13 protein-coding genes and 1 tRNA gene are annotated in these 16,747 nt (G+C 62.8%); 9 read left to right on the top strand and 5 right to left on the bottom strand.

Annotation, left to right across the window (positions count from 1 at the left end):
* The 9 genes from K3146_RS05580 (at position 1) to phoB (ending at position 8,849) form a co-directional block, all read left to right on the top strand.
* Positions 1 to 75: transfer RNA gene (locus K3146_RS05580), tRNA-Glu, on the top strand.
* Between the two features lie 68 nt (positions 76 to 143).
* Positions 144 to 1,313 carry a sensor histidine kinase gene (locus tag K3146_RS05585; RefSeq protein WP_221545254.1) on the top strand — a complete coding sequence of 390 codons (1,170 nt, stop codon included), beginning with the start codon at positions 144 to 146 and terminating at the stop codon, positions 1,311 to 1,313.
* 142 nt (positions 1,314 to 1,455) lie between these two features.
* Positions 1,456 to 2,808 (top strand): porin, encoded by a 1,353-nt coding sequence (locus tag K3146_RS05590; RefSeq protein WP_221545255.1) that lies wholly within the window; start codon positions 1,456 to 1,458, stop codon positions 2,806 to 2,808.
* Positions 2,809 to 2,935: 127 nt separating this feature from the next.
* On the top strand, positions 2,936 to 3,982 hold the full coding sequence (locus K3146_RS05595) for a substrate-binding domain-containing protein (RefSeq protein ID WP_221545256.1): 1,047 nt from the start codon (positions 2,936 to 2,938) through the stop codon (positions 3,980 to 3,982).
* 18 nt (positions 3,983 to 4,000) lie between these two features.
* Positions 4,001 to 5,386, top strand: a complete 1,386-nt coding sequence (gene pstC / locus K3146_RS05600; protein ID WP_221545258.1) for a phosphate ABC transporter permease subunit PstC — start codon at positions 4,001 to 4,003, stop codon at positions 5,384 to 5,386.
* Entirely contained in the window at positions 5,379 to 6,629 is a 1,251-nt protein-coding gene (pstA, locus tag K3146_RS05605) for a phosphate ABC transporter permease PstA (protein ID WP_221545260.1), read from the top strand. The genes pstC and pstA overlap by 8 nt, the downstream gene beginning before the upstream one ends.
* A gap of 38 nt (positions 6,630 to 6,667) precedes the next feature.
* Entirely contained in the window at positions 6,668 to 7,414 is a 747-nt protein-coding gene (pstB, locus tag K3146_RS05610) for a phosphate ABC transporter ATP-binding protein PstB (RefSeq protein ID WP_247711134.1), read from the top strand.
* Positions 7,415 to 7,426: 12 nt separating this feature from the next.
* On the top strand, positions 7,427 to 8,098 hold the full coding sequence (phoU, locus tag K3146_RS05615) for a phosphate signaling complex protein PhoU (protein ID WP_221545264.1): 672 nt from the start codon (positions 7,427 to 7,429) through the stop codon (positions 8,096 to 8,098).
* A 61-nt stretch (positions 8,099 to 8,159) separates the two neighbouring features.
* Positions 8,160 to 8,849 carry a phosphate regulon transcriptional regulator PhoB gene (phoB, locus tag K3146_RS05620; protein WP_221545881.1) on the top strand — a complete coding sequence of 230 codons (690 nt, stop codon included), beginning with the start codon at positions 8,160 to 8,162 and terminating at the stop codon, positions 8,847 to 8,849.
* Here the strand turns inward: phoB and K3146_RS05625 are convergent, their stop codons facing one another.
* The 5 genes from K3146_RS05625 to K3146_RS05645 are packed head-to-tail and all read right to left on the bottom strand — an operon-like array spanning position 8,850 to position 16,526.
* Complete coding sequence (locus K3146_RS05625) at positions 8,850 to 9,575, bottom strand: extensin-like domain-containing protein (protein WP_345723827.1); 726 nt, start codon at positions 9,573 to 9,575, stop codon at positions 8,850 to 8,852.
* Positions 9,572 to 10,210 (bottom strand): LysE family translocator, encoded by a 639-nt coding sequence (locus tag K3146_RS05630; RefSeq protein WP_221545266.1) that lies wholly within the window; start codon positions 10,208 to 10,210, stop codon positions 9,572 to 9,574. Before K3146_RS05630 ends, K3146_RS05625 begins: the two co-directional genes overlap by 4 nt.
* 22 nt (positions 10,211 to 10,232) lie before the next feature.
* On the bottom strand, positions 10,233 to 13,847 hold the full coding sequence (locus K3146_RS05635; RefSeq protein ID WP_221545267.1) for an error-prone DNA polymerase: 3,615 nt from the start codon (positions 13,845 to 13,847) through the stop codon (positions 10,233 to 10,235).
* 1 nt (position 13,848) lies between these two features.
* Entirely contained in the window at positions 13,849 to 15,285 is a 1,437-nt protein-coding gene (locus tag K3146_RS05640) for a UdgX family uracil-DNA binding protein (protein WP_221545269.1), read from the bottom strand.
* Positions 15,282 to 16,526, bottom strand: a complete 1,245-nt coding sequence (locus tag K3146_RS05645; protein ID WP_221545270.1) for a putative DNA modification/repair radical SAM protein — start codon at positions 16,524 to 16,526, stop codon at positions 15,282 to 15,284. The genes K3146_RS05640 and K3146_RS05645 overlap by 4 nt, the downstream gene beginning before the upstream one ends.
* Positions 16,527 to 16,747: the final 221 nt, after the last annotated feature.

The raw sequence follows: 16,747 nt of genomic DNA on the forward strand, positions 1-16,747 counted from the left end.
GGCCCGTTCGTCTAGCGGTTAGGACGCGGCCCTTTCACGGCTGAAACACGGGTTCGATTCCCGTACGGGTCACCATCACTTTCATGACAGGCATGCGACCGGACTAGCGCCGCGCGAAAAGCCTCGCTAAGCGCGGCCTCGCAATGAGCTCCCGCCCCTTCCCCTGGTCCGGTTTCGCACTGGCGCTCGCGACGGCGGTTGGCCTCATCGTCCTGGACCTTCCGGTACTCCCGATCCTGCTAATGCTGCTCGTATGGGCCGGTTCGCTCTGGCTGGTCGGGGCGACGCCTCCTCCGCCGGTCGAGAAGAATGGCAATGGAGCAATTTCGCGCGACACAATGGGCGATCTCGTCGAGCATTCCGAGACCCCCGTGATCGTGACCGAGGCTGGCCGCGTCATCATCGCGAACCTCGCTTCACGTCGGCTGCTCGGCGCGCACATACTCGGGCAGGATGTGAGGATGGCCCTGCGCCAACCGGAAGCCGTGGGCTTGCTGGAAAGCGGGGAAGACGGCACCGCGATCATTCGCGCCCTGGCCCGCAGGCGCGATATCTGGCGGATCAATCGCAAGAACCTAGGCGATGGGCTCGCCATCATCGAATTCGTCAACAAGACGGCCGAGGCCGATATCAGTCGCGCGCATACCGACTTCGTCGCCAATGCCAGCCACGAACTGCGCACTCCGCTCGCCTCGATCCTCGGCTATGTCGAAACGCTGCGCGAGGATATCGAGAACCTCGATCCGAAGACGGGCGACAAGTTTCTCGGCACCATCCAGCGCGAAGGGCGCCGGCTGCAGGATCTCGTGAGCGACCTTATGTCGCTTTCGCGGATCGAGGCGGAGAAGCACGACCTTCCCGACCAGGTAATCGATCTCACCAAGCTGGTGGATCGCGCCGCACGCCACGCAGCGGGCGACCGGGTCGAACGGCTCGACATCGAATCGCATGGCGAATTTCTGGTCCGCGGGGACGAGCAGCAACTCGAACAGCTGGTCCGCAACCTAGTCGACAATGGGCTCAAATATGGCGACGATGACCAACCGGTGACCGTCCGTCTCCAGCCGCAGGGCGAAAAGCGTGTCCTGCTGAGCGTCCAGGATCGCGGCGATGGCATCGCCCCCGAACACCTCCCGCACCTGACCCGTCGGTTCTATCGCACCGATCCCGGCCGCAGCCGTGCATCGGGCGGAACCGGGCTTGGCCTCGCGATCGTGAAACATATCGTTGAACGGCACCGCGGAAAGCTCGCGATCGACAGCGCTCTTGGCGAAGGAACGCGGGTTCGGGTGACGCTTCCCCTCGCTGCCTGAGACCTAGCGAAACGGCCGGAAATTCGGGCTTCTCAACAGGCTATCCACAGCGTGCGTCCTGTCGCTCGCGAACTGTCACATTGCCGTAACAGAGCAGTCATAGAGGCGACGCCGAAACGTAACCTTGTAAGGGATTCGTCACATGAAGACCGCTTTCCGGCTTTCCGTCCTCGCGGCGGCGATGAGCTGCACTATCGCTACTCCCATCCTCGCGCAGGGCGCGCCATCTGCTGAGGACGAACTGGCCGCCATGCGCGCACAGCTCGAAGCTCTCGCTTCGCGCATTGACCAGCTCGAAGGCGAACTTGCGCAGACCAAGGCCGAAAACGCCGCGCAGGATGCGGTGATCGCCGCCAACGCAGAGGCGGTCGCCGTCCCTGCTCCCGCGCCCGCTCCGGCTGCCGAGCTCGAAAAGAAGGACGGCTGGAGCTTCAAGCCGCGTGGCCGCCTGATGTTCGATGTCGGATCGACCAGCGCACCCGATTCCGTCGGTGCGGACGACGGCTTCGGCAATGAAGTGCGCCGTGCGCGCCTCGGCGCTTCGGGCGACCTGCCCGGCGGCTTCGGTTACAAGGTCGAGTTCGACATCGCCGGCGACGAAATCGACGTGAACGACGCCTATTTCTCTTACGAGACCGGCAATGCCGAGATCGCCATCGGCCAGCACAACAATTTCCAGTCGCTCGAGGAACTGACCAGTTCGCTCCACAGCAGTTTCATCGAGCGTGCCGCCTTTACCGATGCCTTCGGTTTCGAGCGCCGGATCGGTGCCTCGATCACCTACGCAAACGGCATCTTCCTGGGTCAGGCGGGCGTCTTCACCGACAACTTTGACGACACCGCCACCGACAACCGCAGTGTCGATGGTCGCTTTGTGATCATGCCCAAGGCTGGCAACGCCCAGCTGCATTTCGGCGGATCGCTGCATTACAATGATCTCGGCGAAGACGATGCGACGGTTCGTTACCGCCAGCGGCCGTTCGTTCACTTCACCTCGACCCGCTTCGTCAACACCGGCAATCTCGACGCGGAAAGCGAATTTGGCGCAGGATTGGAAGCTGCCGTCGTCGCTGGTCCCTTCCATGCGTCGGCGGAAGGATTCTGGCAGAATGTCGACATGCGTATGGATGTCGCCAACCCAACCTTCTTTGGTGGTTATGCCGAAGTCGGGTACTTTCTGACCAAGGGCGACAGCCGCGGGTACAAGGGTGGGAAGTTCGACCGGGTGAAACCGGTAAACCCGCTCGGAGACGGCGGCTTCGGCTCGCTGCAGCTCAACCTGCGTTACGATCATCTCGACCTCAACGATGCTGGCATCCTTGGCGGCGTGCAGAACGGCTACCAGGCATCACTCATCTGGAAGCCCGCCTCGAACACTCTCTTCAGCATCAACTACGGCCGGATGGACTACGAAGACGCGGTCCTGCCGACCGGCGACGGCGACACCGATTACGGCGTCGATGCCTTCGGCGTGCGCGCACAGGTCGATTTCTGAGATCAATCCCGTTATGGGGCCGCCAAGAGATTCGGCGGCCCCCTAGCGAAAGTCACACTCTTGTCGTCAACACGTAACATTTTCGCGCTCTTGCGCGGCTAGTGGACACCAAAGGGGTACCCTAACCATGACCAAGACTTTCAAATTCGCTCTCGCTGCTGCGTCGGCCCTCACTCTCGCCGCTTGCGGTAGCAATGATGCTGGCGGCGGCGCCCGTGACCAGGTGACGGCCGTCGGCTCGTCGACCGTGTTCCCGTTCGCCAAGGCGGTTTCGGAAACCTTCGCCCGCGCGAACCCCGACTTCAAATCGCCCTTTATCGAATCGACCGGTACCGGGGGCGGCATGAAGCTGTTCTGCGCCGGAATCGGTCCGGAAACGCCCGACATCGCACACGCTTCGCGTCGCATGAAGGCTAGCGAATTTGAAACCTGCCAGAACAACGGCGTGACCGAAATCGTCGAAGTCCAGGTTGGCCTCGACGGCATCGCGCTTGCTTCGGCGCAGGGCGGCATCAACATGAACCTGACCCCGAAGATGGTTTACGAAGCTCTGGCAGCATCGCCCTATGGCGGTGAACAGACCAATGTGACCTGGTCGGATGTGGATGCGTCGCTCCCGAACATCGAAATCCTGGTCTACGGTCCGCCGAGCACCTCCGGCACGCGCGACGCACTCAAGGAACTGATCCTCGAAGCCGGCTGCAAGACCGACGAATCGATGTCGGCGCTCAAGGAATCGGATGAAGACCGTTACGACCAGGTCTGCACCGAGGTCCGCAGCGACGGCCGCTATGTCGACCAGGGCGAGCAGGACAACCTGATCGTGCAGAAGATCCAGGGTAACCCCAACGCTGTGGGTATCTTTGGCTATTCCTATCTTGAGGAAAATGCCGACAAGGTGCAGGGCCTCAACATGAACGGCGTTGCCCCGACTTACGAGAACATCGCCAGCTTCGATTACCCGGGCGCGCGTCCCCTCTACATGTACGTCAAGAAGGCGCACCTCGATGCCATCCCTGGCCTCAAGGAATATCTGACGCAGTGGAGCCAGATGTGGAGCCGGGACGGCGATCTCGCCAAGATCGGCCTCGTCGCGAACCCTGAAGATGCCGCTGCCACGGCCATGTCGGCTGTGACGAATTACGACACGCTTGACGGCGCAAGCCTCAAGTAAGGAACGAGCCTACGCACGATGTCGCTAACCCTCCTGCTTCTCCTGGCCCTCGGGCTCGGGCTCGCCGGTTGGTTGGCGGCTCGTGCGCGAGCATGGTCCTTCCGGCGCGCCAGCCCCGACGGGCGGCTGGCGAGCCTTCCCAGCTACCACGCCTGGTATGTGGCGCTGTGGGTCATCCTTCCCGTCTTGGTATTCATCGGCGCATGGAGCGCGATTGCACCTGGACTCGTGACCCAGGCCGTCCTTGCCAGCCCCGCTGCCGACCAGCTGCCCGAGTTTGGATTCCAGCGTCAGACTATCCTGAATGAGGCACGCGCCGTTGCCATCGGTGCGGCACAGGGCGTGTTCAACCCGCTCGCGTCCGAATTCGTCCAACCCTATCGCGAGGCCATATCCCGCTATAACTGGATCGGCATTCTCGTGACGGTCCTGATCGCCTTCCTCGGCGGGATGTACGCCTTTCTGCGACTGAAGCCCGATTTCGCTGCCCGCAACCGGGTGGAAAAGATCGTCATGGCGATCCTGTTGGCCGCCTCGCTCGTTGCGATCCTGACAACGCTCGGGATTTTCGTCAGCCTGGTGTTCGAGACCATTCGCTTTTTCGGCATGGTCAGCCCGATCGATTTCCTCTTCGGAACGCATTGGGGGCCTGACCCCATGGCCAATCCGGATAACCCAGACGGTTCGCGCTATGGTGCAATTCCGCTGTTTTGGGGTACGCTGTTTATCGGCGCGATTATCGCCATGATTGTAGCGATCCCGCTCGGCCTGATGAGCGCGATTTACCTGACACAATACGCCCACCCCAGGCTGCGCGCCTGGGTGAAACCAGCACTGGAGATCCTCGCCGGTGTCCCGACCGTGGTTTACGGCTATTTCGCCGCACTGACCATCGCACCGGCCATTCGCAATTTCGCGATTTCACTCGGCTTCTCGGGCGCATCGAGCGAGAGCGCGCTGGCGGCTGGCCTGATCATGGGCGTGATGATCATCCCCTTCGTTTCCTCGATGGCCGATGACAGCATCGCCGCAGTTCCGCAGGCCATGCGCGATGGCAGCCTTGCAATGGGCGCAACGACCAACGAGACGATCAGGCGCGTACTTATCCCAGCAGCCCTGCCTGGCATCGTCGCGGGCATCATGCTCGCCATCAGCCGCGCTATCGGCGAGACAATGATCGTGGTGATGGCCGCTTCCACCGCAGCCAATCTGAGCGCGAACCCGCTCGAATCCATGACCACCGTGACGGTGCAAATCGTCGCCATGCTGACCGGGGAAGGCAGTTTTGACCATCCGGCCACGCTCAGCGCCTTTGCGCTCGGCTTCGTGCTGTTCCTCGTCACCCTCGGCCTCAACTTCATCGCCCTGCGCGTCGTGAAAAGGTTCCGCGAAGCTTATGAGTGAGCAAATCGCCCCCACGCGCACGCCCGCTTTCGAGGCGCGGCTGAAAAAGCGTTACGCTGCTGAGAAGCGGTTCAAGGCAATCGGCCTTGGCGCCATCGTCTTTTCGATCGCCGTTCTCATTTACCTGCTCGGTTCGATGACCATCAACGGCATCGGCGGCTTCCAGCGTGCCGAGCTGGCGGTTCCTATTGACTTTACGCAATCGGGAATCACGGCCAACCCCATGGCGACCGACCCGGCAGCCATGGTGCAGTCGCTGGAATCGCAGGGATTGCCCGAAGTGGTGCAGTTCTATGCTGGCGAAGCGCTCGGCGAAGAAGGCGCCGCGGAGATCGGCAGCCAGGCTTGGCGCGACGTGGCCGCCGCGATTGCGGCTGACCCCTCCATCCTCGACCGCGAGGAAACGTTCTGGATCCCGGCAAGCGCGGACCTCGCCTCGGGCTATGACGGCGAAGGCTCGCAGGAAATGCGCGATCTGGCAGCCAGCCTTTCGGCAGAAGGCAAGCTGGCCGAGAAGTTCGACACCGGGTTCTTCACCCGCGCCGATGCGACCAATCCGCAGCAGGTCGGCATCTGGGGGGCGCTCAAGGGCTCGATGCTGACCATGGTCGTCACGCTTCTACTCGCCTTCCCGATCGGTGTTCTGGCGGCGCTTTACCTCGAGGAGTATGCGCCCAAGAACAAGTGGACCGACATCATCGAGTTATCGATCAACAACCTTGCTGCAGTCCCCTCCATCATTTTCGGCCTACTCGGTCTTGCAGTCTTCCTGACGATCTTCCCGAACTATCGATCCGCCCCCTTGATCGGCGGTATGACTCTGGCGCTAATGACTATGCCGGTCATCGTGATCGCCGGCCGCAATGCCATCAAGGCTGTCCCGCCGAGTATTCGCGACGGCGCGCTGGCAGTCGGCGCCTCGCCCGTGCAGGTGGTTTTCCACCATGTCCTTCCGCTCGCCCTGCCCGGCATCCTGACCGGCACGATTATCGGCATGGCCCGGGCGCTGGGCGAAACCGCGCCGCTGCTGATGATCGGTATGCGCGCTTTCGTGGCCTCACCCCCCGACAGCCTCACCGCACCGGCCACGGTGCTGCCAATGCAGATCTTCCTTTGGTCCGATGAAATCGACCGCGGTTTCGTGGAGCGCACCAGCGCTGCTATCATCGTCCTCCTGCTGTTTCTTCTGCTGATGAACGGCCTCGCCATTTACCTGCGCAACAAGTTCGAGAAAACCTGGTGACCGTAGTTCACGAAAATCTGAAGACCGCCGAGGCTAAGATGAGCGCCAAGGACGTTTCCGTGTTCTACGGAGATAAGAAGGCCATCGACAACGTCTCGATCGATATTCCCACCGAGTATGTGACCGCGTTCATCGGGCCATCCGGTTGCGGAAAATCGACCTTCCTGCGCTCGCTCAACCGCATGAACGACACCATCCCCTCGGCACGGGTCGAAGGCACGATCACGCTCGACGGCGAGGACATTCACAGCCCAAGTCTCGACGTGGTGCAGCTGCGCGCGCGCGTCGGCATGGTGTTCCAGAAGCCCAATCCCTTCCCCAAGTCGATCTATGAAAACATCGCCTACGGCCCCAAGATCCATGGTCTTGCCGAGGGCAAGGACGAGCTCGACGAGGTAGTCGAGAAGTCGCTCCGCCGCGCCGGTCTGTGGGAAGAGGTCAAGGACCGCCTGCAGGATAGCGGCACCGCGCTTTCGGGCGGCCAGCAACAACGCCTGTGCATCGCGCGCGCAATTGCGGTCGATCCCGAGGTCATCCTGATGGACGAACCCTGCTCGGCGCTCGACCCCATCGCCACCGCCAAAATCGAGGAACTGATCGACGAACTCAATGGCCGCTACGCCATCGTCATCGTCACGCACTCGATGCAGCAGGCGGCCCGCGTGAGCCAGCGCACCGCCTTCTTCCACCTTGGAAAGATGGTGGAATATGGCCGCACATCTGACATATTCACGAATCCGATCGAACAGCGGACCCAGGATTACATTACCGGACGCTACGGATAAGGCTTTGAGATCATGAACGAACATACCGTAAAAGCCTTCGACGAAGACATCACTCGCCTGCGCGGCCTCATCGCCGAGATGGGCGGCCTCGCCGAAGTCGCCATCCAGGAAGCGCTCGACGCCCTGGTGAAGGGTGATCACGACCTCGCCAAGAAGGTCATCAAGGGCGACAAGAAGATCGACGCTCTCGAAAGCGAGATCGACAAGCTGGCCGTTCGCATCATCGCTCTGCGCGCGCCGATGGCAGACGATCTGCGCGAGGTCATTGCCGCGCTGAAGATCGCAGGCGTCGTCGAACGTATCGGCGACTATTCGAAGAACATCGCCAAGGCGAGCCGCGAGATCGGCGACAATCGCAAACAGTTCGAGCCGCTTACCCTGCTTCCGGCCATGGCCGAAGTCGCCAGCGAAATGGTCCATGACGTGCTGACGGCATACGCCGCGCGCGATCCGGAGCTGGCACGCGAGGTCATTGCGGCGGACGAAAAAGTCGACGCATTCTACAACTCGATTTTCCGCAACCTTGTCAGCCATATGGTGGAAAATCCTTCCACCATTTCGAGTGCCGCGCAGCTGCTGTTCGTGGCACGCAATCTCGAGCGGATCGGCGATCATGCGACGAATGTGGCCGAGATGGTCCATTTCGCCGCAACCGGAACCTATCCGCCCGATGAGGACGGCTGACACAATTCTGTAGCCTGAGGGTCATACTGCCGTGGGAAAGAAACAGCAGGAAGGCGCGAAGGTGCAAGCTGGCAAGCTCTTGCTCGTGGAGGACGATCCAGCCCTCTCCGAGCTGCTCGAATACCGGTTCTCGAACGAGGGATATGACGTCCGCGCCACCGCGGATGGGGACGACGCGCTCCTGCTTGCAGCGGAAGACGTCCCGGATCTCGTTATTTTGGACTGGATGATCGAGGGAACGAGCGGCATCGAGGTCTGCCGCCGCCTCCGCCGCGATAAGACCACCGCGCATGTCCCGATCATCATGCTTACCGCTCGCGAGGCCGAGGACGACCGTATTCGTGGGCTGGAAACCGGTGCCGATGATTACCTCACCAAGCCCTTCTCGCCGCGCGAGCTACTTGCACGGGTGGCGGCCGTCATGCGCCGCATCCGACCCGTGCTGGCCGGCGAATCCATCGAAGTAGGCGATCTCACCCTCGACCCGGTCGCGCACAAAGTCACTCGCCGCGGCCGGCCGCTCAAACTCGGCCCGACCGAGTACCGCATGCTCAAGTTCTTCATGGAAAGCCCGGGGCGCGTCTTCAGCCGCAACCAGCTCCTCGATGGAGTGTGGGGAACCGAGAGCGATATCGAGCTGCGGACGGTGGATGTCCATATCCGCCGCCTGCGCAAGGCGATCGAGATCGAAGGAGCGAAAGACCCGGTGCGTACCGTTCGCAGCGCGGGGTATTCGCTCGAAGCAGCCTGATCAGCGGCAGACGCTGGTCCAGCGATCGTCCATGTCGAGATGTAGGTGATCGGCGTGCGCCGCATTGTATTCGGGTGAAAGAACCGTCGAGAATGCCCCGCACGCACCATCGCGCGCCTCGCGGAGGAAGCGCTGTTTGTCGCCCTCTCCCGGCCAGTCCGAAAGCACGCTGACGCGCGTTCCGTCGGCCAGCACAAACCCCGCGATGTCGAGCGCATTTGCCGTCGCATGCTCGCTCCAGGGCCCATCTTCGCGGCCATACATCCTGCGGCAGGAATAGGCCCCCAGGTGCTCGATCCGGGACACCTTGCTGCCGAGGATTTCGAGCGCAGCCGGGTCGAGTGTGTCTCGCTTCCAAAGCTCCATTGCGACGGCGACAGGGCAAGTCGTAGCTGGCGTGTCGGGGCTTAGCGGATAGGCCGACAGCTGGGTGCGGTCCTCTCGCCTGCATTCGCCATCGCCAGCGGGCTCCAGCACGCGAAAGGCCACTTCGCTTCGCTCGAGCACCGCGCGGCAGAGATCGACATCCTCACGGAGGGCGAGCAGTTTCTGCTGCGTTGCCCAGCCCTTTGGATGGTTAAGGTCGAGCGGCGCCCATGGATTGTGTTGCGGATGCTCCTGCAGCCAGCTGCGCCCAGCTATGAACAGGCCGGCCAGCACGAGGAGCAAAACCACACGCCGCTCGACGATGAATTTGCCAATGTGTCGCGAAATGGCGAAGTTCACAGCTGCGTCCCGTAGAGATCGACCGCGATGAGAGCTGCGATCAGGATGAATACGGTTCCGATGCCCCGATCGATCCATCGGCGTGTCGCGGCGCGCTCCATCGCTTTCGCAAGTTGCTTGCCCGCGCCGATGTATATCCAGCCGATCAGCAGGTCGATGGCTAGCGCGACAGCTGCGAGAAGCGCGATCTGCCAACCGATGGATCCGGCAGGATCGACGAAGGGTGGTATGATCGCGACGACATAGATCAGCGATTTGGGATTTCCGATTGCCACTGCGATCCCGTCGCGAAACGCATGACGCGAGGGCTCTTTTGCGGGTGCCGGATTATCTTCCGTGTCGCCGTGGAAGGAGTGGCGGATCGCCTGCAACCCAAGCCATGCCAGATAAAGCACGCCAGCCACGGCCAGCGCCTTGAAGGCCAAGGGGTATGCAGATGCCAGCGTCGCAAGGCCGAGCGCTGCCGCGATCCACCAGACGATGTAGCCGATCTGCATCCCCATCAGCGCGGCCCAGCCCGCGCGCGGCCCGCGCCAGATGGCCTGCCCCATGACGAACATCATGGAGGGGCCCGGCACGATGCTGGTGAGTGCGGTTATCCAGGCAAAGGCAATGAGGCGTTCCGGATCGAACATGGCTGCGCCCGTAACGCTAGTGTCAGTGGAAGTCGCGCGATTTCGGGATGATGCGCACATCGCGTGGATGACCCTGATGCCAACCGCATTCGCGATTGCCCGGGGGTGGTTCCTGCCACGGTTCGATGGGCTGGTAAGGATCGTCCTTGCCCTCGCGCAGATTGTCGCGCGGGTTGAATTTGTCGGGGAGCGGATTGCTGACGTGGTCGGCGCGTGCGAGCGGGGCGTTGAGCATGTCGTCGGACAGTTTGTGCAGCTCGCCGGTAGCATCGGTCATGTGGTGTGCGATCACATGGATCACCTCGTCATCATATTCGACGCGTCCCCTTACCTCCATCAATCGCGAACCCATGACCACGCGGCGCTGCTTTTCCTTGAGATCGGGCCAGACGACGAGGTTGATGACACCCGTCTCGTCCTCGAGCGTGATGAAGCACACACCCTTGGCGCTGCCCGGACGCTGGCGGATCAGCACCACGCCCGCGACATGGACCATGCTGCGGAACTTGCGCTCGCGCAGATCGCAGGCGCGCACGAAACCGCGCTCGGCCAGCGAAGCGCGCAGGAAGGCCATGGGATGCGCCTTCAGGCTGAGACGCGTGGTCTGGTAATCGGCCACCACCTCCTCGGAGAGCGGCATCTGGGGTAGCTGCGTGGCGTATTTCTCCGCGCCCTCGTCACGCGCGGCAGCGGCGGCGAAGAGCGGCAGGTGCGGCCCTCCGACCAGGCTGCGCGCATCCCACAGGGCCTGCCTGCGGGTAAGCTGCATCGAACCGAAAGCATCGGCGCTGGCTAGGCGTTCGACATGCGCCGGGCCGATCCGCGCGCGGTCACGCAGGGCGCGGACATCCTCGTAAGACCCATTCTCCTCACGCTCGGCGATCAATTGCGCAGCAACCGCTTCGGGCAGGCCGTCGATCTGCCGCAGGCCGAGCCGCAGCGCGATATGCTTGTCGAGGCGGCCACTGTCGCCCTCGACCGCCCTGCCCGCATCGATCTCCTCCAGCGTGCAATCCCATTGCGAGAGGTTCACATCCGCCGGCAGCACACGCACCCCATGCTCGGCCGCATCGCGCACAATTTGCGCGGGCGCATAAAAGCCCATCGGCTGAGAATTCAGCAACGCGCAGGCGAAGGCGGCGGGGAAGTGGCACTTGAGCCAGCTCGATACATAGACGAGATGCGCGAAGCTCGCCGCATGGCTTTCGGGAAAGCCATATTCGCCGAAACCGCGGATCTGGTTGAAGCAGCGCTGCGCGAAATCGCGATCATAGCCTCGATGGACCATGCGCTCGACCATCATGTCCTGCAGCTCGTCCACCATCCCGCGGCTGCGGAAGGTGGCCATGGCCTTGCGCAACCGGTTCGCCTCCTTGGAAGAGAACTTCGCCGCATCGAGCGCGATCTTCATCGCCTGTTCCTGGAAGATCGGAACGCCCAGCGTGCGCTCGAGAATGCTGGAAAGTTCGTCGGGCGGTCCGTGCTGCGGCGATGGTGCGGGGATGACCACCGGCTCCGCTCCGCGGCGGCGCTTGAGATAGGGATGCACCATATCGCCCTGGATCGGCCCGGGTCGCACAATGGCGACCTGGATGACGAGGTCGTAGAACTGGCGGGGGCGAAGGCGCGGCAGCATGTTCATCTGCGCACGGCTTTCGACCTGAAACACGCCCAGAGAGTCGCCCGAACGCAGCATAGCATAGGTTTCCGGGTCCTCGCGCGGGACCGATGCGAGGCTCAGTGTGCGCCCATGATGATCATCGAGCAGGTCGAGACACTTCTTGATGCAGGTCAGCATGCCCAGCGCCAGCACATCGACCTTGAGGATGCCGAGCGCCTCGATATCGTCCTTGTCCCATTCGATGAAACTGCGATCGGGCATGGCGCCATTGCCCACCGGCACCGTCTCGGTGAGCGCGCCTTCGGTGAGGATGAACCCGCCGACATGCTGCGATAAATGGCGCGGCATTCCAATCATTTGCTCGGTCAGCTTGAGAACGCGTTTCAGGTGCGGGTCGGTCACATCCATGCCCGTTTCCTGCGCGTGTTTCTCGCTGATTTCGCGGCCCCACCCGCCCCACACGGTCTTGGCGAGGGCCGCCGTGACGTCTTCGGTCAGCCCCATCGCCTTGCCCACCTCGCGGATCGCCATGCGCGGGCGGTAATGGATCACCGTGGCGCATAGCCCGGCGCGATGGCGGCCGTATTTACGGTAGAGATACTGGATCACCTCCTCGCGCCGCTCATGCTCGAAATCGACGTCGATATCGGGCGGCTCCTTGCGGTCTTCGGAGATGAAGCGGTCGAACAGCAGCTGGTGCTGCGCCGGGTCGACATTGGTGATGCCGAGGCAATAGCAGACCGCCGAGTTGGCCGCGCTGCCGCGTCCCTGGCACAGGATTGGCGGATCGACCTTGGTCCGCGCGAAGTCGACGATGTCCTTGATGGTCAGGAAATAGCGCGCGAGGTCCATCTTGCCGATGAGCGCGAGTTCCTTGTGCAGCGTTTCGGTGACGCTGTCGGGTACGCCTGCGGGATAGCGCCACTCCGCACCTTTCCAGGTCTCGCTTTCGAGATAGTCCTGCGGCTCGGCACCGCCGGGATAAAGCTCTTCGGGGTATTCATATTTCAACTCATCGAGGCTGAAATCGCAGGCATCGGCCACTTCACGTGATGCGTGGATCGCATGTGGCCAGCGTGCGAACAGGCGGCACATGGTCTCGGGAGGCTTGAGGTAGCGCTCGGCATTGCCGTGGAGCAGGTGCCCTGCCCGCGCGACGGTGGTCTTGTGGCGGATCGCAGTCATCACATCCTGCAACGGACGCCTGTCGGGCGTCGCATAATGCACATCGTTGGTGGCGAGGATGGAGAGGCCGTTGGCGCGTGCCAGCGTGTCCAACTGCTCGATCCGCGCGACGTCGCTATCGGTGTAAAGGAAGGCTGCGGCGAGGTGGCGGAGTGTAGGGAGTTGCGCCGTGAGGTGGGGGAGAATTTCCTCGAACCTTCCCTCCATTGCCACATTTTCAACGTCACCCCGGCCCCCGAGCCGGGGTCCCGCTTCTTCTGCTGTCGCGCTCGAAGAGGAGCGGGACCCCGGATCAAGTCCGGGGTGACGGAAGGGGATGACGTTGCTTTCAACCTCGATGGTGAACCGCTCGCCCAGATCACGCGGCGGGACTAGGATCAGCTGCACCCCCGCACTATGCGCCGCCAGCATCGGGAGGCTGATGTCGCACGCACCCTTCTCCTGCCACTCGCCCGACAACGTGCGCATCCGGCCGGCGGAGATCAGGCGGCAGAGCCTGCCATAGGCCTTGCGGCTCTTGGGATAGGCGAGGAAGGCCAGCCCCTCTACCGTCTCTATCCTGCAGCCGATGCACGGCTTCAGCTTGAGCGTCTTCGCCTCGGTATGAACGCGCACCACGCCGGCCATGGTGTTGGCATCGGCGATCCCGATCGCGTCATAGCCCAGCGCGCGCGCCTGCAGCACGAGGTCCACCGCATCCGACGCGCCGCGCAGGAAGCTGAAACAGGAGACAAGGCCCAGTTCGACGAAAGGCGCGCGTGGGGGCGCGTCTATGGCGTCCGGATCGAGCTCGATTGTGCGCTTGGGTATCTGGAGGTCGTTCTCGGGCATGTCACGCGAGCTCCTCCAGCCGCTCCCTCACCGCGGCGAGATCGGCATCGAACAGCCGCGCCTGTTCCTCGCGTGCAGAACCATCGAGACGCAGGAGGTAGGAGGGGTGCGCGGTGACCCAGAGTTCGCTGCCATCCTCCAGCGGAATGGGCGCACCGCGGACCTTGGAAATGCTCACCGTCTTGCCGAGCAGCCCCCGCGCCGCGCTCGCGCCCATGGCGAGCACCAACTTCGGCTTCACGATCGCGCGCTCGCTCTCGATCCACCAGCGGCAGGTGTCGATCTCCTTCGCGCCCGGGTTCTGGTGAAGCCGCCGCTTGCCGCGCTGGACGTATTTGAAATGCTTCACCGCATTGGTGACGTAAGCCGCGCGCCGATCGATGCCGACCTTCTCCAGATGCGCGTCGAGCAATTGCCCTGCCGGACCCACGAAGGGACGACCCATCTGGTCCTCCTGGTCGCCGGGCTGCTCGCCGACGATCATCAACGCAGCGTCCTGAGGCCCCTCGCCCATCACGGCATGGTTATCGAGCTGGCCGATCGGGCACTTGCGGCAAGCATGAATCGCCTTGTCGATGGCGGCGAGTGTATCGGGCCGCTCCTCGAACTCGAGCGCGCCCTTCTCGACCATTTTTGCTTCGCGCCCCTGTGCACCCGCAATGAGGTCGGGAATGAGCGCGGCTTCGGGCATGTTCTTCCAGTATTTCTTCGGCATCTCCTTCAGCATCGCGCCGATTTTCAGCCGCGCGGGATTGAAGATCGAGGCGTAGTAGCTGCGCCAGAGGTCCTCCATCGGATCGCCGCCGGGCGCATCGTGGCGCTCTGCCGGAGGGCCTTCGGACATGGTCTCGGTATCCCAATGCAGGCTCCCGCGCGGGGTCAGGATCGACCAGCGCATATTCGAAAAGCGCCGCATGAAGAAGCCTGCATTGGCGCGCAGGATATGGTGCTCGGGTTCGAACCAGGCGACGTAATGCTCGCCCACCTCCTCGTCCTCAATCTCGACCAGCCGGAAGCGGACAAAGGCGTGCATCTTGTGGCTGTCGCGCCGCACGTTCTTGTCGAGTTCCTCCACGCGGCGCACATCGAGGTCGGCCTTGTCCTCCATCATCCGCGGATTGGACTGGAGCCGCCAGAGCAGGCGATAGAGCAGCGCGAACCGCTCGGGGTCGGAGTGAAGGATGGCGTTCCTAGCAAGGCTCACGAAGCGCCGGTTGGCCCGCACCGGCTTTGCGTCCATCGGCGGCACCGGCATGCGGCGCTCGCCATGCGCGAAGAGGTCCCCGCTGCCGCCCGGCTCGACCCATGCAATCCGGTCCGGCGGCACGTCGCACTGGACGAGCGAGCGCGCGCGTTCGCGCCAGAAGTCGAAATCGTCGGCTTCCGGCAGGTGCACCACGTAATAGGTGCCAAGCTTGACGTGCTGGAGCGCGGTCATGCGGCGAACAGCTCCAGTTGCTCGGACTTGGGCGCGAGCAGGCTGCGCAAGTCGGCGCGGTCGGTCAGCGTGATCGGCCGCCAGTCGACGGCGCAGATGAAGGGCCGCACCTTGGTGATCGACTGGGTGAGCAGCGCCACATCGTCGAGCCGCAGATTGCGGTGGCGACGGCTCGCCAGGATCTTGCCCACCGCCTTCACGCCGAGGCCGGGGACGCGCAGCAATTGCTCTTTCGACGCGCGGTTCACATCGACCGGGAAGGCCTCGCGAAACTTGAGCGCCCAGGCAAGCTTGGGGTCGATATCGAGCGGCAAGTTCCCGTCCGCCTCGGTCGCCTGCATCACGTCGCTGGGCTTGTAGCCATAGAAGCGCATCAGCCAGTCGGACTGGTAGAGCCGGTGCTCGCGGATGAGCGGCGGGCGCTTCAGCGGCAGCACCGCACTGGCATCGGGAATCGGCGAGAAGGCGCTGTAGTAGACGCGGCGAAGGCGGAAATTGTCGTAGAGCCGGCTGGCCTTGCCCACGATATCCGCATCGGTCGCGGCATCGGCGCCGACAATCATCTGCGTCGACTGGCCCGCGGGCGCAAAGCGCGGCGCATGCTTGAAGCGCTTCCTCGCATCCTTCGCCTCGACTAGGTCGGCCTTCACCTTGCCCATCGCGCCTTCGATCTGCCGCGCATCCTTGTCGGGCGCGAGGCGCGTGAGCCCGCTGTCGGTCGGCAGTTCGACATTGATCGAGACGCGGTCGGCATAAAGCCCCGCCTGGTGGACGATTTCCGGATCGGCTTCAGGGATGGTCTTCAGGTGGATGTAGCCGCGAAAATCGTGCTCCTCGCGCAATATCCGCGCGACCTCGACAATCTGCTCCATCGTGTGGTTCGAGCTCTTCACGATACCCGAAGAGAGGAACAGCCCCTCGATATAATTGCGCCGGTAAAAGGCGAGCGTGAGGTCTACCACCTCCTGCGGAGTGAAGCGCGCCCGAGCCACGTTCGAGCTCTTGCGGTTGACGCAGTAATGACAGTCGAACACGCAGTGGTTGGTCAGCAGGATCTTGAGCAGCGAGATGCAGCGGCCATCGGGCGCATAGGCGTGACAAATGCCCATCCCTTCGGTCGAACCAATACCCTTTCCGCCCAGACTGTTCTTCTTCGCCGTCCCGGACGACGCGCAGGAAGCATCGTATTTCGCCGCATCGGCGAGAATCTCGAGCTTCTGGAGGACAGTCTGCTCAGCCATTTGTTCACTATACGTTCCGCTGTTGGATTCGCCAATATCAAAAGGCAAAGCCGCCGCCGGGAACCAATCGCAGGGGCTTCCGTATTGATCACGCGGACCGGGCCCCTCTGGCGCGCGCTTGAAGCGCACGCGATGTCGGACGCAAGCGGAGAGGGGTGTACGCAACAGGTGTTCCCCTCTCGTCGATTTCACAGGTGCACTGCACCGACAGAAGGGAATAT

This window comes from Qipengyuania vesicularis, from assembly GCF_019711415.1.
Taxonomy (GTDB): domain Bacteria; phylum Pseudomonadota; class Alphaproteobacteria; order Sphingomonadales; family Sphingomonadaceae; genus Qipengyuania; species Qipengyuania vesicularis.

Bases quoted from the DNA above. Each gene is read 5' to 3' on its own strand.
- K3146_RS05585 (WP_221545254.1), top strand. From the start codon at position 144: ATGAGCTCCCGCCCCTTCCCCTGGTCCGGTTTCGCACTGGCGCTCGCG.
- phoU (WP_221545264.1), top strand. From the start codon at position 7,427: ATGAACGAACATACCGTAAAAGCCTTCGACGAAGACATCACTCGCCTG.
- K3146_RS05590 (WP_221545255.1), top strand. From the start codon at position 1,456: ATGAAGACCGCTTTCCGGCTTTCCGTCCTCGCGGCGGCGATGAGCTGC.
- pstC (WP_221545258.1), top strand. From the start codon at position 4,001: ATGTCGCTAACCCTCCTGCTTCTCCTGGCCCTCGGGCTCGGGCTCGCC.
- K3146_RS05640 (WP_221545269.1), bottom strand. From the start codon at position 15,285: ATGACCGCGCTCCAGCACGTCAAGCTTGGCACCTATTACGTGGTGCAC.
- pstB (WP_247711134.1), top strand. From the start codon at position 6,668: ATGAGCGCCAAGGACGTTTCCGTGTTCTACGGAGATAAGAAGGCCATC.
- K3146_RS05645 (WP_221545270.1), bottom strand. From the start codon at position 16,526: ATGGCTGAGCAGACTGTCCTCCAGAAGCTCGAGATTCTCGCCGATGCG.
- K3146_RS05595 (WP_221545256.1), top strand. From the start codon at position 2,936: ATGACCAAGACTTTCAAATTCGCTCTCGCTGCTGCGTCGGCCCTCACT.
- K3146_RS05630 (WP_221545266.1), bottom strand. From the start codon at position 10,210: ATGTTCGATCCGGAACGCCTCATTGCCTTTGCCTGGATAACCGCACTC.
- pstA (WP_221545260.1), top strand. From the start codon at position 5,379: ATGAGTGAGCAAATCGCCCCCACGCGCACGCCCGCTTTCGAGGCGCGG.
- K3146_RS05635 (WP_221545267.1), bottom strand. From the start codon at position 13,847: ATGCCCGAGAACGACCTCCAGATACCCAAGCGCACAATCGAGCTCGAT.